The organism is Pseudomonas neuropathica (assembly GCF_015461835.1).
Classification (GTDB): domain Bacteria; phylum Pseudomonadota; class Gammaproteobacteria; order Pseudomonadales; family Pseudomonadaceae; genus Aquipseudomonas; species Aquipseudomonas neuropathica.
This window is the reverse complement of record NZ_JACOPX010000003.1, coordinates 1-20273: the sequence shown is the minus strand read 5'-3', so window position 1 is coordinate 20273 and position 20273 is coordinate 1. Positions and strand designations below refer to the sequence as shown.

General features: G+C 58.3%; 12 protein-coding genes and 1 pseudogene. 8 read left to right on the top strand and 5 right to left on the bottom strand.

Going from position 1 to position 20273, the window contains the following annotated elements:
* The first annotated feature begins 228 nt into the window (after window positions 1–228).
* The 4 genes from treR to H8F23_RS04080 all read left to right on the top strand — a co-directional run bounded on the left by treR (window position 229) and on the right by H8F23_RS04080 (window position 9741).
* Window positions 229–933 carry a trehalose operon repressor gene (treR, locus tag H8F23_RS04095; RefSeq protein ID WP_034156275.1) on the top strand — a complete coding sequence of 235 codons (705 nt, stop codon included), beginning with the start codon at window positions 229–231 and terminating at the stop codon, window positions 931–933.
* Between the two features lie 101 nt (window positions 934–1034).
* Complete coding sequence (locus tag H8F23_RS04090; protein WP_194933500.1) at window positions 1035–4121, top strand: membrane-targeted effector domain-containing toxin; 3087 nt, start codon at window positions 1035–1037, stop codon at window positions 4119–4121.
* Window positions 4122–4369: 248 nt separating this feature from the next.
* Complete coding sequence (locus tag H8F23_RS04085; protein WP_194933499.1) at window positions 4370–6442, top strand: TerD family protein; 2073 nt, start codon at window positions 4370–4372, stop codon at window positions 6440–6442.
* Between the two features lie 158 nt (window positions 6443–6600).
* Window positions 6601–9741 carry a membrane-targeted effector domain-containing toxin gene (locus tag H8F23_RS04080; protein WP_194933498.1) on the top strand — a complete coding sequence of 1047 codons (3141 nt, stop codon included), beginning with the start codon at window positions 6601–6603 and terminating at the stop codon, window positions 9739–9741.
* A gap of 76 nt (window positions 9742–9817) precedes the next feature.
* Here the strand turns inward: H8F23_RS04080 and guaA are convergent, their stop codons facing one another.
* From guaA to H8F23_RS04060, 4 genes are all read right to left on the bottom strand, one after another.
* Window positions 9818–11395: a glutamine-hydrolyzing GMP synthase gene (guaA, locus tag H8F23_RS04075; protein ID WP_194933497.1), complete on the bottom strand. Its 1578-nt coding sequence runs from the start codon at window positions 11393–11395 to the stop codon at window positions 9818–9820.
* Between the two features lie 99 nt (window positions 11396–11494).
* A complete protein-coding gene (gene guaB, locus H8F23_RS04070) occupies window positions 11495–12964 on the bottom strand; it encodes an IMP dehydrogenase (RefSeq protein WP_034156270.1) in 1470 nt (489 codons plus the stop codon).
* Window positions 12965–13081: 117 nt separating this feature from the next.
* Complete coding sequence (locus H8F23_RS04065) at window positions 13082–13630, bottom strand: sugar ABC transporter ATPase (RefSeq protein ID WP_095048343.1); 549 nt, start codon at window positions 13628–13630, stop codon at window positions 13082–13084.
* Between the two features lie 165 nt (window positions 13631–13795).
* The gene (locus H8F23_RS04060; RefSeq protein WP_194933496.1) at window positions 13796–14563 is read right to left on the bottom strand and encodes a sulfite exporter TauE/SafE family protein; all 768 of its coding nucleotides are present in this window, start codon (window positions 14561–14563) and stop codon (window positions 13796–13798) included.
* A gap of 100 nt (window positions 14564–14663) precedes the next feature.
* Between H8F23_RS04060 and H8F23_RS04055 the strand changes: the two genes are divergently transcribed.
* The 4 genes from H8F23_RS04055 (at window position 14664) to leuA (ending at window position 20038) form a co-directional block, all read left to right on the top strand.
* Complete coding sequence (locus tag H8F23_RS04055; protein WP_194933495.1) at window positions 14664–15551, top strand: LysR family transcriptional regulator; 888 nt, start codon at window positions 14664–14666, stop codon at window positions 15549–15551.
* Between the two features lie 140 nt (window positions 15552–15691).
* On the top strand, window positions 15692–17071 hold the full coding sequence (gene xseA, locus H8F23_RS04050) for an exodeoxyribonuclease VII large subunit (protein ID WP_016984362.1): 1380 nt from the start codon (window positions 15692–15694) through the stop codon (window positions 17069–17071).
* A gap of 3 nt (window positions 17072–17074) precedes the next feature.
* Window positions 17075–17896, top strand: coding sequence for a peptidoglycan DD-metalloendopeptidase family protein (locus H8F23_RS04045; RefSeq protein WP_194933494.1), 822 nt, complete (start codon window positions 17075–17077; stop codon window positions 17894–17896).
* Window positions 17897–18358: 462 nt separating this feature from the next.
* Window positions 18359–20038, top strand: coding sequence for a 2-isopropylmalate synthase (gene leuA / locus H8F23_RS04040; RefSeq protein ID WP_194933493.1), 1680 nt, complete (start codon window positions 18359–18361; stop codon window positions 20036–20038).
* Window positions 20039–20167: 129 nt separating this feature from the next.
* On the opposite strand, the pseudogene H8F23_RS29440 reads toward leuA, so the two are convergent.
* Window positions 20168–20273: pseudogene (locus H8F23_RS29440) on the bottom strand (IS110 family transposase); the annotation flags it as partial.

Here is a 20273-nt window from a genome sequence, read left to right as displayed (position 1 = left end):
CTTCCGCTATGGATTGTTGTTATTGGCAGCACGCCGAAGCGAAAAATACTCGTCTGTACGAGTTAATGCAACAACTCGTACAGACGAGTTTGTTTATGTATGTTCCTGCCAGACCGAAGGCGAATTTTCCTACCCTGCCTTAGGGTGATTTCCATCGCCCACATGGACAAAGCCCTACCCTGGCCTTAAGGTTCGAAGCTTTGAGTACAGTCGGCACCGAGCCTACCCATGAGCAAATACAACCAGATCTATAGCGATCTGCTGGCCAGCATCACGACTGAACGCCTGGAGCGCGGCGCCCGCCTGCCTTCCGAAACCGAACTGATGGACAGCTATCAGGCCAGCCGAGGCACGGTGCGCAAAGCCATTGAACTGCTTCAGGAACGCGGCTTTGCGCAGAAAATCCACGGCAAGGGCACCTTTGTGCTGTCGACCAACCCGATCGAGTTTCAGCTCGGCGGCATCGTCAGTTTCCAGGAAACCTATCCGCGCCTGGGCAACGATGTCAGCACCGAAGTGGTCGAACTGAGCCAGATCCCGCTCGAAGGCGCCCTGCTCGAACACATCCATGCCGAACCCGGCAGCCTCATCACCCGAATCAAACGTGTGCGGCGGATCGACGGTAAACGCGTGATCCTCGACATCAACCACTTTGTCAGCGAAGTGATTCCCGGCCTGTCCCTCGACATCGCCGAGCAATCTATCTACGCCCATATCGAGCAGACCCTGCAGCTACAGATTGCCTACGCCCAACGCACCATCGAAGCGGTGCCGCGCAGCAAGGATGATCAACTGCACCTGGACCTCGATGGCCAGAGCCATGTGATCGTGGTCAGCAACCAGACCTTCCTCCAGGACGGGCGTCAGTTCGAGTACACCGAATCACGGCACACCCTCGACAAGTTCTACTTTTCCGACGTGGCACGGCGCTGACCCAGGCACGTTTTCAACGATCATGTGCGGTACATATGTAGTGCACTCCCCTTGAGCGAATCGGCCATGCTCGGCCTTCATTTCTCAAGGATGGAGAAAGCATGTACGCCACCCAACCAAGCCCTCTGCCGAACGCGGCCGACAAGGCGGCTCTGAAGCGAATCGCCTATACCGTCGTGCAGAACTGCCCCGGCCTGCAGGACGCCGCCCATGAAGCGGCCCGTGATCTGCTGGAAGCCAAAGACCTGTCCGGCCTTGATCCGGATCAGGTTTATTTCCATCGCTTCAAGACGGCCCAGAGCAGCACCCGATCGTTTAGCGGCTGGGAGCACATCCGCGAAAAACCCTACGAATCGATGACCTTGACGCAGTTGGTGATTCATCGTTTTCGCGCCACCGACCAGGACAACGCCGATCTTCTCGATCTGTACGGTGGCTTCTACAGCGAAGGTCCGCAGGGCGAGAATTTCGACGAAAAAAACCAGGTGTGCCTGCACGGCAACGAGGTCCTGAAGGTGTTCTGGAACCTCGATTTCAGTGGGCACTACAGCGCTACGCTGACGGACTTCTGGAACAGCCACGGCGAGGATTTCCGCACCTTGGCCAAGTGCAATTTCCTCAGCCGTGCAGTGCAGGCGCTGGACCTTGGGCAACTCACCCGCAGTGACTTTCAATGGCTGGTGGACACAGTGGTGGGACCGGTCAGCTGGCCGGTCAACCTGAGCATGTTGCAAGCAAGCCACACAACAACGGGGAATGTGTTCGCCTTCGACATTGACGGGCATATCTCCACGCAATTGCTACGCTTCGTCGATTCTGCCGGTCGGCAAATTATCTATCTGCCGAGCGAGACCGCAGCGTTCGTGGTCAAGGAAACGCCGGCAGACCTGCATTGGTGGGTTCTGGATCAACTGAACGACGCCAAACGCCGCGCGACCTTCCTGGAGCATTTTGCCCTCGCCGATCGTCAGCACATGAGCGAGAACATGCCCGATCTGATGAATCGCTTGGTGGCTACCTGGGGCCGGGCCGACCATCACCTGATCAACCGCACAAACCAGGAACTGAGCGATGATGCATTCAGTTGGCTGCGTGACTCGACACGTCAGGCGATGTTTGCTGAAGCCCACCTGTCCCTGACGTCCAATGGCGATCTGCGCAAGAAACTGTGGATCGGTTATCTGAGTGCGGGCATCAAGGTATTTGCTCCGATGGCCACCGTCGGTTGGCCGCTGGCGTTACCGGTGATTGGCGCCACCCTTGCCAGCATGGGTCTGAATATCGATCAGGCGCAAAACGGCAAGACAAGGGCCGAACGCAAGGCCGGCGTGCTGGGTGCGGTTTTGAGTGGTATCAATCTGTTATTCAACCTTCCATTGCTGATCGGCACCGGGCCGATGCTGGAGGTTGGCGCCGAGGTCGAGGCGGCAGAAGCCACCGAAATGGCTGAGTACAGCGAAGCCTTGAATGCCTCTGCCGAAGCCGATTACCAAGAGCCGATCATGGTGCCGGATGATGCCGACATCCCCGGGCCAGATATTGATGAAACGATGCTGGTTCCGGCGCAGAACGCCCTACCGCCTCCGGTGCCCGAACGCTACCAATGCAACGAGTTGCTTGATGGCACAGCGCTCGGCGAAGAGTCGGGGAAATTCCAGGGTGTCTACCGCCTCGACTCGGATCCCCCCTATGCCATTCTGATGAATGACACGCCGTACTATGTCCGCTATTTCGCCAACGCTCGTGGCAGTGGCGACTGGGCAATCGTCGACCCTGAGCGCCCCAACCAGCTTGTCCACGCGCTGCCTGTCCGTCTCAATGGCGAAGGAGAATGGGAGCGCATGCCAGCCTTGGGTCTCAAGGGTGGCGGCCAGTGCATGGGCAAACAATGCGCTCCAGATCTCGAACTCGACACCTTCGAACCTGCCTCGCCCGAAACGCCCGTGCAACCGGCAGAAGAACCGCAACCCTCGACATCGCGGCCCCCACGCCCAGTGACCAGTGCCTTTGACATCGAACCGTCGGTACGCCGTTCGATAAAAGCCTGGGCGTTGAACCTCAACGAAACCCATGCCCGGTTGCAGCCCGACGGTGCCGGCGGCTTCGCTATGGACGATCCGTTCGAGTTGTATGCCGCCGGCAAACGCCAACTTCTGCAAAGTTCAGCCCGAGGTTTTTTCAAGAACCTGCCGTGGGTCATCCAGCCCACGCGCCCGGTGATACCCGAGATCAACCGGCTGATGCCACTGACCGATCTTGTCGATGGCGTTTTTGAAAGTGCCTCCGGGCTGGTGGTCGGAGAAACCCTCGATCGCATTGCCAGCATGGGTTTTCTGATTGAAAACATGCCGGCGCTGGCCCGACACGTGAAAACCCTTTATCTGCGCGGCCTGCTCAGTGACTTCGCTCAGGTTGAACTGAACCGCTACTTCACCAGCGGCAATATGACTGCGGATTTACACACTTACCTGAACAGCCTGGGCACCGATCCCGCCGGGCGATTCAACCCTTTGGAACTGGTCCAGGTCGCCCGAGCGAACGGGGTTCGGGTCCAGGCGATCGACTGCGCCGCTAGCTACAAAATGAAAACGCCGCTGCCCTCCGTCGACGAGCAAATGATGAGCACCTACCTGACAAACGACATCATGACCGGTGACGTCTACCTCAACAGCCCGGGAAAATGGATCGTAGTAACCGATGCTCACAGCACCAATACCTTCAGAGGACTGCTGGGCATCAGTGAACTGAAGGGGGGAATAGGCTTGCGAATCGATGAAGTCGGCGCCGGTGAAGAGCTGGGCGTGGATGTCGATCCGGGTATTGAAGTACCACGCGGCAGCTCGCCCGGTGGCACCGTCAGGCAAGGCAATCCAGATCTTCTGCGTGCCGATCTGCGCTTGAGAATGCCGGCACCCGAGGTGACCTGGACCGAAGAAACGCTAGAGAATGTCTTGCACAGGCGAGGTATGTATTTATTCGAAAAAGCAGGCGACAGCTACACGCTGATACACCGCAGCAAACAAGGCATGCTGCAACGCACACCGATCACTCGATCGAGTGACGGCAAGGTCTCCCTCCACCGACCTGCGTGGCAGCGGGTGAATGACATCGCATTCGCCAACCTGAAGGACATGTCTCAACGGTTGTCCGATACCGGGCTGATATTGCGTAGCCGGATCCCTGATTGAGGCTGATTGGTAGTAACCAATCTTCTGCCGAAGCAGCTTGTCACCGTTGAGACAGGCAACCACCTGACAAACAGAGACAACCTTACGTAGAATGCCGCCGTGGCTATGGAACACCTTCCTTCTAAACCTCCTATGACCTAGGGGTTTCGCTCTCCACACTGCGCCTGCTTCTTGCAGGCGTTTTTATATCTGCTGTAGACACGATGCTGCAGCTCGGCCATGACGGCGATCAAAGGAGAAACTCAAGTATGAATCAGGAGCTGTTCCTGCGTCGCCGCAGCAAAGTTCACGTCCCGATGGGCTCTGGCGGTGCTACGCGCGCCCAGGTCGCGTCGGCTGTCCAGGAAATCGCGGCGTTCCGATGCGTACTGTCAGAGTCTCTGATTGAGCAAATCGGCACGTTGTCAGCTACAGAACTGAAGTACTGGCTACGCGGAATTATCAGAGTGCTTCGACGGCAGACTGGTGCTCACGTGCATCACCGGCCGTTTTATCCTGACTTCCCAGAGCAGGTTCTGACGGCCTCCCAAGCGGAGTTGTACCTTAACGCCGTCATCCACTACCTCACGCTCTGGCGCTTACCAGCAACAGAACACGCTCGACCTCCGATGCTTGAAGGCAACTTCATATCCCGCGTTATCGAACCGGGAAGCGTCTCTGAATTCGAGTCACTGCTTGAGCCGCTGGTTTCATCGCGCACTTCGCTCTCTGAAGAAGAAACGGCCGATGTAGTCTGGTTTATTCGAGAGTACAAAAGCGATGTGTTCCGCTTGCTGCCTGAGACCATTCCGTTCCGGGAGATCCGTGCACAGGTTGGCGGCGCACTGATCCGGTATGTCGCCAGCGATGCAAGGGTGGACGCCTTCCTGCAACGAAACGTCGAGACCGCAACTGACGTGCTACGACTGGCAGTCGCGTTGAGTGGCGCAGATGTGTCGCTGACGACAGCTACGACACGCTTCAAAGCAATGAAGCGCTCGATGCGCCGTCTATTTTTGCGCCTGCTCGATAACATACCCAACGCCGCAGAAGACGTAATGCGCCATGCTGAGCGCTGGAAGCGTCTGGCCGAAGTACTACATCCCGGCGATTACGGCGATAAGTATCCTCGAGCCTTAGCCGCTATCACGGCAGCGCGCCGTAACGATCCGCCCGTCACATTTAACTCACGTGTCGAAACATTGCTGGCCCAGCGTGACATCACCGCGCTTACGCCCCTTTTACAAAGCCGTCCAGGTGAGTTCGCACGAAGACTGGATGTGACCCTGCGCCGCGCGACGGAAGCAGACTCGGTACTCGACGCGTTTGAGGCGGTTGCAGCACAAGTGTCCTCGCCTGTGCTGTTGCAGGTGTTGGCCCAGGCTAACGCCCCGCGCCCCTTGTCCCTGCGGGCGTTCACACCGAAAGGTTCATTCGCCAAAGTCTATGCCATCAGGGATCACCGAGAGCCTCTTTCATCTGAACTGTTGGCGCGCGCTGCTCGCATCTGCGAAGACGCTCTGGTAAATCGTTTTGCGCTGCTACCGCCATTAGGCCGCTGTTACGTCGATCCAGCATTACGCGAATACAAGGTGCCGCTGGCTCAGCGTGCCTCATCGAAGTCGCTGCGCACCCTCGTTCGGGGCAGTCGGCTGCCAATGCCCGACACACGTTTCATTCGACTGTTTCTGTGGTGGAAGAACGGTCGTGCCCGTACGGACATCGACTTGTCCGCCGCATTTTTCGACGCCAATTTCGTGTTCAAAGATACGGTCGCGTACTACAACCTGAAGGGTTACGGCGGCTACCACAGCGGCGACATCGTCGATGCGCCCGACGGGGCTTCGGAGTTCATCGACCTCGACCTTGATGTTCTGGTCGAGAAAGGTATCCGCTATGTCGTCACGTCCATTAACTCTTTTACTCAGCAGCCGTATTGCGATCTTCCGGAATGCTTCGCCGGATGGATGGCCCGCACTGACACGGCGTCGGGTGAAGTGTTCGAGCCACGCTCCGTGGTCGACCGCATCGATATCGCCTCCGACACAGTAATTTGTCTGCCATTCGTGATGGACCTGCAGGAACGACGCGTGGTCTGGGCCGATCTCGGGCTTACTTCATCTCCCCGGTGGAACAACGTCGACAAAAATCTTAGCGGGGTATCGTTGATGTTACGGGCCTTGGTGCATACACCACGGCCGGATCTGGAAACGCTGTTCGACTTACATGTTCGAGCGCGGGGAGAACGAGTGGATTCGCCGCAGCAGGCTGAGCAAGTGTTTGCGCTAGATAAAGGGCTGACGCCATTCGATACGGATCTGATTCGATCCCAGTATCTTTGATACCGGCAACAGGTGCCTGGAGGACGCCGGACAAACAGCCCTCCTCCATCACACCTACTCGATTATCAATAGGGGAGCAATATGCGGTAGCCGGGTAGTGCACTGCCCTTGAGCGAATCGGTCATGCTCAGTCTTTGTTTCTCAAGGATGAAGAACGCATGACCTCCCCCGAACGACGTCTCCTGCCAAACGCTGCGGACAAAACTGCCCTCAAAGCCATTGCTGCGACGATCGTGCAGACATGCCCGAGTCTGCTCGACGCTGCCCATCAAGTGGCCAACGAAATACTGGCGGACAACGGACTGTCCGGCCTCGATTCCGACCGTGTTTACTTCCACCGTTTCAAAACGGCGCAGAGCAGCACGCTGACCTTCACCGGTTGGGAACATTTGCTGGAAAAACCTTACGAAACGCTCACCCTCACACAGTTGGTGATCCATCGCTTTCGCGCGACCGATCAAGACAACGCAGATCTGCTTGGTCTTTACTGCGGGTTCTACTCGGATGGCCCGGAGGCAGAAAACTTCAATCAGAGCAATGAAGTCCGGTTGCTGGGCAGTGATGTGCTGAAGGCGTTCTGGGACGTCGACTTCAGCGCGCGCTACACAGGCCAACTGACGACTTTCTGGCAAACCTCGTCGGATAACTTCCGAGCCCTGGCAAAGTGCAACTTTCTCAGCCTGGCGGTGCAGGCGCTGCAACAGGGTGACCTTGACGGAACTGACTTTCAGCGCGTCGTCGACTCGGTAATCGGGCCCGTCACCTGGCCCGTTACCTTGCCAATGCTGCAAGCGTTACACCCGGTCGGTGCTGAAGTGCGGGCGCTGGATCTCGATGGCCACGTAGCCTCCAATGCACTGCGCCTGGTGGAAGACAGTGGCCGCCAGACCCTTTACTTGCCAGGCGAATCCCAGACATTCCTCTTGATGGAGAATGAAGCGGATCTGCATTGGTGGATGCTGGAGCAGATGAATTCAGAGGACAAGCGCACGGCTTTTCTCAAGCATTTCCCACTGGCTGACCGCAATCACTTGACCGAAAACCTCACCGATCTGATGAACCGCCTGGTGAGCACTTGGGGTCACAGCGATCATCAAATGATCAATCGCAGCAACGTCGCGATCAGCGGTGACGCATTCACTTGGTTGAGCGAGTCGACACGCACGGCCATGGTTGCCGAGGCGCACCTTGTGCTCACTTCCAACAGTCAATTGCGCAAAAAACTCTGGATCGGTTATTTGAGTGCCGGTCTGAAAGTATTCGGCCCGATGGCAGCGGTGGGCTGGCCTTTGGCGTTGCCTTTGATTGGCGCCAGCATCGCGAACATGGGATTGAACATTGATCAGGCCATCAACGGCACTAAGCCAACCGAACGCAAAGCCGGTGTTACCGGAGCAGTGCTCAATGCGATCGACATTGTGTTCAACGTTCCGTTTCTGATCAGCACGGGCGCGCAACTTGAAGTGGGCCCGCAGGTGGAGTTTGCCGAAGCGCAAGAAATGCTCGGGTTGGTCGAGTTCACTGCGCCTGACGCACCCTTCTTGCCGCCTGTGGATCAACCGCCAGTCGCGACGATTGATCCACAGGCGACCGTTGAGCTGGCAAACGAAATCGCCACCGGGACCACCATCGCATCCACCCGGCAGTTGGCCACGGCGGCTGCGCGCCAAGGTTGGTCTGTTCCAAAGATTCCTGCCAAATATCGATGCAACGAGCTACTTGCCCAGCGTTCTGCAGAGGCAGCTCCAGGCAAGTATGAGGGCATTTACCGCCTGGACAAGGAGCCGGGCTATGCCATCGAAATGGAGGGTGCGGCTTACTACGTGCGCTACTTTGCCGACTCCGAAGACACTGGCCACTGGGCCATCGTCAATCCCGAGCGACCCAATCAGTTCGCTTACTCGTTGCCAGTACGCTTGAGTACTAGCGGCAAGTGGGAACGCATACCCGCGTTGCGCCTCAGGGGAGGCGGCCAATGCGTGGGCAAGGCCTGTTTACTGGGCATTGACCTGCCCTCGTCCTCATCCTCGGCCCCAGCCTCATCAACCCCGTCAGCGGAGCTTCCCCTCGTTGAACCGGTTTCACCGGTTGCGCGACCACTGCGTCTGGTTACTGCCCTGAACGACATCGTTGAAATGGACATTGCGAAAATGAAAAGATGGGCAATGAACCTGCCCGAGACTTTCGACGAGTTCTCCAGTGCAACCAGCGGTCATCCATCAACTGCCGAAACGTATGAGGCTTATTTCCGCGACAGACGCACATCCCTGCTAAACAAGGCCAAAGAGTATTACTCGGAGATGAACTGGACCAACCTGCCCGCACGGCCAGTCATCCCGAAAATCGATCCCGAGATGCAGACGGCTGAGTTGATTGATCGCATCTTTGCCAATACCGATGGACTGGTCGTCGGCGAAACCCTTGATCGCATCGCCAGCATGCGGTTCATGATCGAAAACATGCCAGCATTCGCACGGCATATCGACACACTGTACGTACGTGGTTTGCTGAATGATTTTGCCCAGGCAGATCTCAACGACTTTTACCTGTCGGGAGAGATGTCAGAGGATCTTCGCGGCTACTTGTCCAACCTGGGTACCGACCCTGATGACCGATTCAACATGCTTGAACTGATCAAGGCTGCCCAGGCCAATGGCATCCGTAGCCATGGTCTTGAAGTCGCGCACAGTTACAAACTGAAAATACCGCTGACTTCGATCGAAGAGCAGATGATCCACGCCCGGCTCGCCTCTCAAATCATGTGGGGTGACGAGCTCCTCAACAGACCCGGAAAATGGGTTGCCCTGGTCGAGGCAACGAACACCAACGCGTTCAGAAATCTGCCAGGCATAAGCGAACTCAGGGGCGGCATCGGTTTACGCATTGAAGAAGCGGTGTCCAGCGAAGTGCCCGGCGTCAGTATCGACCCGGGACTGAAAGTCACTCGGGGCCCGTTTGATAACGGGGCAACGACGCGCAACTCATCCGATATTCTATTCGCCGATCTGCGCTTGCAGATCGAAACACCTGTGCCGCAATGGACTGAGGCAACAGAGAACACACTCCTCAATCGCAACGGCATGTTCATGCTCAAAAAAATGCAAAATACCTACATGCTCGTGCGTCGCGACAGCTCCAGCAATATCGTTCGAACAATAGTAAATTGCAGGAATGGTCAGTTTTACATCTGGGCACAGTCGATGCCCCGGATTAGCGGCATCATGTTCCGTAACCTCGGCGCTTTATCCCAGCGCCTGATAGAGATCGGCTTGACCCTGCAAAGTCGCTTACCCAACTAACCCGTTTTCAAGGCATGAAACGAAAAAACCCTTGGCTTCAGGCCAAGGGTTTTTCGTTAATCAACGAGTAGTGAGATCACTCCCACTCAATCGTCGCCGGCGGCTTGCTCGACACGTCGTAAGTGACGCGGGAGATGCCTTCGATTTCATTGATGATGCGGCCGGAAACGGTTTCCAGCAGTTCGTAAGGCAGGTGAGCCCAACGCGCGGTCATGAAGTCGATGGTTTCTACGGCACGCAGGGCCACGACCCAGGCGTAACGACGGCCATCGCCGACCACGCCAACCGATTTCACTGGCTGGAACACGACGAATGCCTGGCTGACCTTGTGGTACCAGTCAGCTTTGCGCAGTTCTTCGATGAAGATGTGGTCAGCGCGACGCAGCAGGTCGGCGTATTCCTTCTTCACTTCACCGAGGATGCGCACGCCCAGACCCGGGCCCGGGAACGGGTGACGGTAGACCATGTCGTACGGCAGGCCCAGTTCCAGGCCCAGACGACGAACTTCGTCCTTGAACAGTTCGCGCAGTGGCTCGACCAGTTTCAGGTTCATCTCTTCCGGCAGGCCGCCCACGTTGTGGTGCGACTTGATCACGTGGGCCTTGCCGCTTTTCGCGCCAGCCGATTCGATCACGTCCGGGTAGATGGTGCCCTGCGCGAGGTACTTGATGTTTTCCAGTTTGTTCGACTGGGCATCGAAGACGTCGATGAAGGTGCGACCGATGATCTTGCGCTTCTTCTCCGGATCGGCTTCGCCGGCCAGGTTGTTGAGGAACTGCTCCTCAGCGTTGGCGCGGATCACCTTGACGCCCATGTTCTCGGCGAACATGGCCATCACTTGCTCGCCTTCATGCAGACGCAGCAGGCCGTTGTCGACGAAGACGCAAGTCAGTTGGTCGCCGATGGCTTTGTGCAGCAGCGCGGCAACCACCGAGGAGTCAACGCCGCCGGACAGACCCAGCAATACGTTGTCGGTGCCGACTTGGGCGCGGATGTTGGCGATCGCGTCTTCAGCGATCTTCGACGGTGTCCACAGGGCTTCACAGCCGCAGATGTCGAGGACAAAACGCGACAGGATGCGACCGCCCTGTTTGGTGTGGGTCACTTCCGGGTGGAACTGCACGCCGTAGTAGCCACGGTCGTCGTTAAACATACCGGCGATCGGGCAGCTTGGGGTGCTGGCGAGGATGTGGAAGTCTTCCGGCATCTTGGTGACTTTGTCACCGTGGCTCATCCATACGTCGAGGCCGAACAGGCCGTCAGCGTCGATGTGGTCTTCGATGCCGTCGAGCAGGCGGCTCTTGCCGACCACGTCAACGCGGGCGTAACCGAACTCACGCAGCTCGGAACCTTCAACCTTACCGCCCAGTTGCTCAGCCATGGTCTGCATGCCGTAGCAGATACCGAAAACCGGTACGCCCAGATCGAACACTGCCTGCGGGCAACGCGGGCTGTCGGCGACGTGCACGGACTCGGGGCCGCCGGCGAGGATGACGCCTTTAGGAGCGAATTCGCGGATCGCCTCTTCGTCCATGTCGAACGGGTGCAGTTCGCAGTACACACCGATCTCGCGCACGCGGCGGGCAATCAGTTGGGTGTATTGCGAACCGAAGTCGAGGATCAGGATGCGGTGAGCGTGAATGTCGAGGGCCATGATTCAGTCTCGTCTAAGTAATTCAGAAACAGTCGTGATTCAGAAACAACTCGGGGCTGAATAAAACAGCCCCGGTTGCTTAACGATTTGCTTGAAGCATCAACCTACGCGGTAGTTTGGCGCTTCTTTGGTGATCTGCACGTCGTGAACGTGGGATTCGGCCATGCCGGCGCCGGTGATCCGCACGAATTCAGGCTTGGTGCGCATTTCTTCGATGTTGGCGCTACCGGTGTAGCCCATCGAGGAACGCAGACCGCCCATCAACTGGTGAATGATCGCGCTCAGGGTGCCTTTGTACGGCACACGGCCTTCGATGCCTTCCGGAACGAGTTTCTCGGCACCTGCCGAGGAGTCCTGGAAGTAACGGTCGGAGGAACCTTGAGCCTGGGACATGGCGCCCAGCGAACCCATGCCGCGATACGCCTTGTACGAACGGCCCTGGAACAGTTCGATTTCGCCCGGCGCTTCTTCAGTACCGGCGAACATCGAGCCCATCATCACGCAGGAAGCACCGGCTACGATGGCCTTGGACAGGTCACCGGAGAAACGGATGCCGCCGTCGGCGATCAACGGAACGCCAGTGCCTTCAAGGGCAGCAGCAACGTTGGCGATGGCACTGATTTGCGGGACGCCGACACCGGCGACAATACGGGTGGTGCAGATCGAGCCAGGGCCGATACCGACCTTGACTGCATCAGCGCCTGCTTCGGCCAGAGCCTTGGCAGCGGCGCCGGTGGCGATGTTGCCGCCGATCACCTGCACTTCAGGGAAGTTCTCTTTGACCCAGCGAACGCGGTCGATCACGCCTTTGGAGTGACCGTGGGCGGTATCAACCACCACCACGTCCACACCGGCATTGACCAGAGCAGCGACGCGGTCACCGGTGTCTTTACCGGTACCGACCGCAGCGCCCACGCGCAGACGACCTTGATCGTCCTTGCTGGCCAGCGGGTAGGCTTTGGCTTTTTCGATGTCTTTGACGGTCATCATGCCTTTGAGGGCAAACTTGTCGTCGACGATCAGAACTTTTTCCAGACGGTGCTTGTGCAGCAGCTCGCGGACTTCGTTCTTGTCGGCGCCTTCACGCACGGTGACCAGACGCTCTTTAGGCGTCATCACTTCACGTACGGTGGCTTCCAGACGGGTTTCGAAACGCACGTCACGGGAAGTGACGATGCCGACCAGGTCGCCATCGTGCAGGACCGGAACGCCGGAAATGTTGTGCATGCGGGTCAATTCGAACAGGTCACGCACCGTGGCATCAGCCTCGATGGTGATCGGATCCTTGACGACGCCGGCTTCGAACTTCTTGACCTTACGCACTTCGGCAGCTTGCTGCTCGATGGTCATGTTCTTGTGGATAATGCCGATGCCACCTTCCTGAGCCATGGCGATTGCCAGACGGGCTTCAGTGACGGTGTCCATTGCAGCAGAAACCAGAGGAATGTTCAGCTCGATGCCACGGGTAAGGCGGGTCTTGAGACTGACTTCGTTAGGAAGCACCTCGGAATAACCAGGCACTAAGAGAATGTCGTCGAATGTCAGAGCTTCTTGGCTGATACGCAGCATCGCGGGGGCTCCCGAGCGGGAAAATGGAAGCGCGCCATTATAGTCATCCACCCCCTGCTGTTCAATGTAAAACTCAGCTTAATATCAATGTTGCTGATGTACGGGAAATCCCCGCCGTTACAGCTCCACCTTGACCCAAGAGACAGGTTGATCGAGCCAATCGGCGAACTCATCGATAAAGCTCTGCTTGAAGCCCGCCTCCAGCCAGTTGTTGAAGATGAAACCGAGGTTGGAAAACCCGCACTCCTGCAGGTACAGGAAGCCGTTGATGTCGTCTTCGTGACCGCATTCCGGGCAGGTGAAGTTGTCGGTGCGCCCCGGCATCCAGTCTTCGAGGCTTTCAAACAGCGCTTCGCCGATCTCGCGACGACACTCGGCGCAACCGGCCTCTTCGAGAAAGCCCTTGGCCGGTGTGTAGATGCAGCGTTTGGTGACGATCTCCAGCCCGTTGATCGGCTCACCAAATGGTAGCGCTTGCGGGTGCAGGACCACGGCGCGGGCGCCATCGGCAATCGCGTAAGCCATGCGGTTGCCGGTGCGGCCACAGGTTGTCAGCTCTTCTTTGATGATGTTCTTGCGCACCAGCCAGCGCACGATCGCCCGGGCCCGGGGCTCGTGGACCGGCAGGGTGGAGATTTTCGGGACGATGATGCTTTGCGAATTCATGGTGCAAGCCTGCTGCAGATACCGAGGTTTACCCCTGTAGGAGTGAGCCTGCTCGCGATAGCGGTGGGTCAGACACATCAAGATCAACTGATACACCGCTATCGCGAGCAGGCTCACTCCTACAAGGGAATTGCGGCCGGCAGCTTAATCCCTGACGAAATCCGGTCAAGTGCTGAGGTAGCGCCCGATCAACGCAATCCCGCTCGCCAGCACCAGCCATGTCACCAGCCGCACAAACGCCTCGCGCGACAACTTCATGGTCAACCGCCGCCCGATCCACAGCCCCAGCGCCATGGCCGGCAACAGACACAGCGCCAGCATCAACAAGGGTAGCTCGGCATACACACCGGCGATGGCAAACAGGCTCAAACGCACCACCGTGCTGCAACTGATCAGCGCACTTTGCGTGGCCCGCGCGGCGTCTTTCGGCAGCCGACTATTCAAATAGATCGCATAGAGAAAGCCACCACTGCCAAACAACGCGCCGAACAACCCGCCCACTGTCCCCATCGGCACTGCCCAGGCCGCCGACAATTGCGTCGGCCGGGCTTTGACCCACAGGCTGTAAACCGCATAAGCGCTGATAAACAGGCCCATCAACAACAGCAACAGATCGGATTTCAGATTAAGCAGGAAAATCACTCCCAGCGTGCAGCCCAGCGCCATGCACGGCAGTAGCCGCAACAACTCCGGCTTGGCCACATCCCGCCGCGACGGCAGCAGGTTGCCGAACGCTGCAACGAAATCCAGTAGCACCAGCAGCGGCACAATCTTTGACAACGGCATGAACAGAAGCAGAATCGGCCCCGCCACCAATGCAGTGCCAAATCCGGCAATGCCGAACACGATGTAAGCCAATGCGATGCCCAACCCAATCACCGCCCAGCCGCCAGCGCCCCACGCCCATTCACTCAACAACCCCGCCACACTCATCGTTCCGCTTCCTTAATAAGCCTCAGATGACTTTAGCCAGCGCCGAGGGTTGCGACTAATATCTTCAAAGTCGCTCCCCCATCTCAAAAAGGCATACCTGGTGCTTTCAACCCGTCAACTGCGTTACTTCGTCGAAATCGCCGAATGTGGCAGCTTCAGTGCCGCCGCTGAACGTTTATTCGTTGCGCAATCGGCGCTGAGCCGGCAGATCAAGGACATGGAGACGCGCCTGCAGACCCCGCTGTTCGAACGCACCGCGCGCCAGCCTCGCCTCACAGCAGCGGGCGAAGCGTTTTTGCCGCGAGCCAGAAATCTGCTCAATGAGCTGAGCAAGGCCAGTGCCATGGCCACGGAAGTCGGCAACGGTCAGCTCGGCACCTTACGCCTCAGCCATTCCAGCACCGTGTCGATCAGCGGCCGTTTGCTCAGTGACATCGGCGCCTATCTGCAGCAACAACCCGGTGTGTCGCTGGACATCGGCAAGTTGTCTTCCGAGGCGCAACTGGAAGAGTTGGCCGAAGGACGCCTCGATGTCGGCCTGCTGCGCCTGCCAGTGTTGCGCCAGCGCGAAGGTGTTCAGATTGTGCCGCTGTTTACTGAACGGCTGCTGTTGGCAGTTCCGATGAATCATCGATTGGCCGAGGCTGAGCGTGTCGACCTGGCCCATCTGAAGGACGAGGCATTCATCTCGATCCCGCATCCGCAACGCGGCGGTCTGAGTTATCTGTGTGCTGAATTGTGCATGCGTCAGGGCTTCTTTCCGCGAGCGGCGCGGGTCATGTCCCGCAAGACCACCCAGCTCCAGCTGATTCAGGCCGGCTTCGGCATCGCCCTGCTGCCAGAATCCATGCAGGACATCGCCCCGAGCGGCGTACGATTTTTGCCGCTGGCCGATCCCGACTGCCAAAGCACCGTCGCCCTCGCCTATCGGCAGAATCCGACCCCGCTGATCCAACACTTCCTCCAGACCTTCACCAATCCCCTGTAGGAGTGAGCCTGCTCGCGATAGCAATCTGTCCATCACCTCCTCATTGCCTGACACACCGCTATCGCGAGCAGGCTCACTCCTACAGGGGATTTGTGGTGATTCATGGAGATTGATCAGCAAATGCCTTTAAACTGCGCCCCATGATTAAAGATCCCTTTGCAAGACTTGGCCTGGACCGTGAGGTCCTGACCGTCAGCCAGCTCAACGGCCGCGCGCGGGTGTTGCTTGAAGACGTGTTCAGCAACATCTGGGTCGAAGGCGAAATCTCCAACCTCGCCCGTCCGGCGTCCGGCCACATCTATTTCACCCTCAAGGACAGCGGCGCTCAGGTTCGATGCGCGTTGTTCCGGCAGAACGCGGCGCGCGTGCGTCAGGCGCTGAAGGATGGCCTGGCGGTGAAGGTGCGCGGCAAGGTCTCGCTGTTCGAGGGCCGTGGCGACTATCAACTGATTCTCGACACCGTGGAGCCTGCCGGTGACGGCGCGCTGCGTCTGGCCTTCGATGCGCTGAAGGAAAAGCTCAGCGCCGAAGGTCTGTTCAGTGCCGAACGCAAAGTGCCGTTGCCCGCGCATCCGCAGCGCATTGGTATCATCAGCTCGCCAACCGGCGCGGTAATTCGCGACATCATCAGCGTATTCCGCCGCCGTGCGCCGCAGGTGCAACTGACGCTGATTCCGACTGCCGTACAAGGCCGCGAAGCCACCGCGCAAATCGTCCGCGCGCTGAAAATGGCTGATGCCCGTGGTTTCGACGCACTGATCCTTGCCCGTGGCGGCGGCTCGCTGGAAGACCTCTGGTGCTTCAACGAAGAAGCCGTGGCCCGTGCCGTCGATGCCTGTGTGACGCCGATTGTCAGCGCCGTCGGTCACGAAACCGATGTGTCGATCAGTGATTTTGTCGCCGACGTGCGCGCCCCCACGCCGTCCGCAGCAGCTGAACTGCTCGCTCCTGATTCCAGCCATCTGATCCGTCAGGTCGAAAGCCTGCATCGCCGTCTGGTGATGCGCATGCGCGACCGTTTGATGCGTGATCGTCTGCGCCTGGAAGGCATGGCCCGTCGTTTGCGCCATCCCGGCGAACGTCTGCGCCAACAGGCCCAGCGCCTGGACGATCTGGACATGCGCATGCGCCGAGCGTTCGAGCGTCATCTCAATACCCGTCGCGAGCGCCTGATTCGTCTGGAGACCCGTCTCGCCGGGCAACATCCGGGACGGCAATTGGCGATGCTGCGCCAGCGACTCGACAGCCTCGCCGAACGCTTACCCCGGGCCATGCGCGAAGGCCTGAAAAACCGTCGTCTGCAATTGCACAGCCAGATGCAGACACTGCACGTGGTCAGCCCGCTGGCAACGCTCGGGCGCGGTTACAGCATTCTGCTGGATGAACGCGGCCATGCGATCCGCAACGCCGCGCAGACCCACACCGGCCAGCGCCTGAAAGCCAAACTCGGCGAAGGCGAACTGCAAGTGCGCGTCGAGGACAATCACCTGACGCCTGTCACTCTCTCTTTACTGGACTGATCCATGCCGCGCTTTCTCGCTCCACTGTTTTTGCTTTGCCTGACCGTCAATGCCCACGCCGACAGTTACATCACCCGGCTGCTGAACAAACCGGTGCCGGGCGGCGTCGCGGTGGTTGATCTGGGCGCAGCCGCGCATGCACCGAAAGCCACGTATCAAGGCAAACCGGTGCTGGTGGTCAAGGAACAGAACAACTGGCTGGCGATTGTCGGCGTACCGTTGACGGTGAAGCCTGGCGCGCAGCAGATCAGCAGTGGCGGGCGCAACCTGCCGTTCACCGTGGGCAACAAGAAATACCCGGAACAGCGCATCACCCTGAAGAACAAACAGCAAGTCAACCCGGATCAGTCGAACCTCAAGCGCATCGAGGGCGAACTGGCCGAGCAGATCAAGGCTTACCGCAGCTTCAGCCCGAACACACCGAGCAATCTGCTGCTGGACAAACCGGTCAACGGGCCGCTGTCGAGCAAGTTTGGCGTGCGTCGCTTCTTTAATGGTGAAGAACGCAATCCCCACGCGGGTCTCGACTTTGCCGTGCCAGCGGGCACGCCGATCAAGACCCCGGCGGCGGGCAAAGTGATCCTCACCGGCAACTACTTCTTCAACGGCAACACCGTGTTTGTCGACCATGGGCAGGGCTTTATCAGCATGTTCTGCCATATGTCGAAGATTGATGTGAAAGTCGGCGATCAACTGGCGCGAGGCGCAGTGGTCGGCAAGGTTGGCTCGACTGGTCGGGCGACCGGGCCGCACATGCACTGGAATGTCAGCCTGAATGATGCGCGGGTGGATCCGGCGATTTTCATTGGTGCATTTCAGCCTTAAAAAATAGAGCGAAGCTTATGGCCTCATCGCGAGCAGGCTCACTCCTACATTGGACCGGTGTTGTGAACACGATCAACTGTAGGAATGAGCCTGCTCGCGATGGCGGCTTATGCTGTACTCAAACACCTCTGCCCCCACACCCTCCGATTGCGCCCCAATCAAACCTCGCGCAAATATCACAACGATCAGCGATCTCCAGCGCAATAAAATCCCGCAAAAACCCGCTTTCCGAGTATTCCTCTCAATTTTTTTCGACTGCTTGCCATCCTCTCCCCTCGCGGTTAGGGTTGAAGGCATGAAAACCTCTCACACCCTCATTCAGCTTCGCCAGCACCGCAGCCTGTGCCTTGTCAGCGCACGACTGCCAGGCTGAATCGCGGCACCTCGTCCCACGCTTCTCCAAGAACATTCGTAACACCGGCAGGCCGCCTCTTTTCGGCCCAGACAATAAGGAATTTCCCGATGAGCATGCTCAAAGATCCGTCTTCGAAATACCGCGCGTTTCCCGTCATCAACCTGCCGGATCGCACCTGGCCGTCGAAAACCATCGACACCGCGCCGATCTGGTGCAGCTCCGACCTGCGTGACGGCAACCAGTCGCTGATCGAGCCGATGGACGCGGTGAAAAAGCTGCGCTTCTGGAAAACCCTGGTGCAGGTGGGCGTGAAGGAAATCGAAGCCTCGTTCCCGGCCGCTTCGCAAACCGACTTCGACTTCGTGCGTACCCTCATCGAAGAAGGCCACATCCCGGACGACACCACCATTCAGGTGCTGACCCAGGGCCGTGAAGATTTGATCGAGCGTACGTTCGAATCCCTGCGCGGTGCGAAAAAAGCCATCGTTCACCTGTACAACGCCACTTCGCCTTCTTTCCGTCGCATCGTCTTCAACCAGGACAAGGACGGCATCAAGGCCATTGCAGTCAACGCCGCCAAGCTGTTCGTCAAATACGCGGCGATGCAGCCGGACACCGAGTGGACTTTCGAATACTCGCCGGAAACCTTCAGTGCCACTGAGCTGGAGTTCGCCAAGGAAGTCTGTGACGCGGTGATCGAGGTGTGGAACCCGACGCCTGAGCACAAGATGATCCTCAATCTGCCGGCTACCGTTGAGTGCGCCACCCCGAACATCTACGCCGACCAGATCGAGTGGTTCGGCCGCAACATCAACCGTCGTGACAGCGTGATCATCAGCCTGCACACCCACAACGACCGTGGCACTGGCGTTGCGGCTACCGAGCTGGGCCTGATGGCCGGCGCAGATCGCGTCGAAGGCTGCTTGTTCGGCAACGGCGAACGTACCGGTAACGTCGACCTCGTCACCGTCGCCCTGAACATGTACACCCAGGGTCTTGACCCGCAGCTGGACTTCTCCGACATCGACGGCGTGCGCAAAGTGGTCGAGGAGTGCAACCAGATTCAGGTTCACCCGCGTCACCCGTACGTTGGCGACCTGGTGCACACCGCGTTCTCCGGCTCGCACCAGGATGCGATCCGCAAAGGCTTCTCCCAGCAGAAACCGGATGCACTGTGGGAAGTGCCGTACTTGCCGATCGACCCGGCCGACATTGGCCGCAGCTACGAGGCGGTGATTCGCGTCAACAGCCAGTCGGGCAAGGGCGGCATCGCTTACTTGCTGGAGCAGGAATACGGCATCAGCCTGCCTCGTCGCATGCAGATCGAGTTCAGCCAGGTCGTGCAGCGTGAAACCGATCGTCTGGGCCTGGAGATGACCGCCAAGCAGATCCATTCGCTGTTGATCAGCGAATACCTGCAAGCCAACACCCCGTATGCGCTGGTCAGCCATCGCCTGCAGGAAGAAAACGGCAACAGCGCCGTCGAAGTGGAAGTGGCAAGCAAAGGTCAGGGCGAAACCAACCTGCACTGGCGCGGCAAGGGCAATGGTGCGCTGGAAGCACTGGTCGCCGGTCTGCCGATTCCGGTGGAGATCATGGACTACAACGAACACGCGATCGGCGCGGGCACCAACGCCAAAGCAGCGGCGTACATCGAGCTGCGTGTGAACGGCGAACGTGCAGTGCACGGCGTGGGCATCGATGAAAACATCACCACGGCCAGCTTCAAGGCCCTGTTCAGCGCGCTGAACCGCTCGCTGAGCCAGCCTGAGGCGAAAGCCGCGTAATCGACTGCTGAAATGCAAAAGGCCCCGAAGTGAAAGCTTCGGGGCCTTTTTGTTGAAGATCAAAAGATCGCAGCCTTCGGCAGCTCCTACATTGGGATTTCGTACACCCTGTAGATACTCTGTTCACGGTCAAGCTTTTGCGAGGTCTTTTGCGCTAAAAAGCTTGGCCGTGTCGAAATCTTCTCCGGCTTGCATGCAGGCCCACAGGCCGGTCAGGTATTTGCGCATGACGGCG

Bases quoted from the DNA above. Each gene is read 5' to 3' on its own strand.
- xseA (WP_016984362.1), top strand. From the start codon at position 15,692: ATGATTAAAGATCCCTTTGCAAGACTTGGCCTGGACCGTGAGGTCCTG.
- H8F23_RS04045 (WP_194933494.1), top strand. From the start codon at position 17,075: ATGCCGCGCTTTCTCGCTCCACTGTTTTTGCTTTGCCTGACCGTCAAT.
- H8F23_RS04065 (WP_095048343.1), bottom strand. From the start codon at position 13,630: ATGAATTCGCAAAGCATCATCGTCCCGAAAATCTCCACCCTGCCGGTC.
- H8F23_RS04060 (WP_194933496.1), bottom strand. From the start codon at position 14,563: ATGAGTGTGGCGGGGTTGTTGAGTGAATGGGCGTGGGGCGCTGGCGGC.
- H8F23_RS04080 (WP_194933498.1), top strand. From the start codon at position 6,601: ATGACCTCCCCCGAACGACGTCTCCTGCCAAACGCTGCGGACAAAACT.
- guaA (WP_194933497.1), bottom strand. From the start codon at position 11,395: ATGGCCCTCGACATTCACGCTCACCGCATCCTGATCCTCGACTTCGGT.
- H8F23_RS04085 (WP_194933499.1), top strand. From the start codon at position 4,370: ATGAATCAGGAGCTGTTCCTGCGTCGCCGCAGCAAAGTTCACGTCCCG.
- leuA (WP_194933493.1), top strand. From the start codon at position 18,359: ATGAGCATGCTCAAAGATCCGTCTTCGAAATACCGCGCGTTTCCCGTC.
- treR (WP_034156275.1), top strand. From the start codon at position 229: ATGAGCAAATACAACCAGATCTATAGCGATCTGCTGGCCAGCATCACG.
- guaB (WP_034156270.1), bottom strand. From the start codon at position 12,964: ATGCTGCGTATCAGCCAAGAAGCTCTGACATTCGACGACATTCTCTTA.
- H8F23_RS04090 (WP_194933500.1), top strand. From the start codon at position 1,035: ATGTACGCCACCCAACCAAGCCCTCTGCCGAACGCGGCCGACAAGGCG.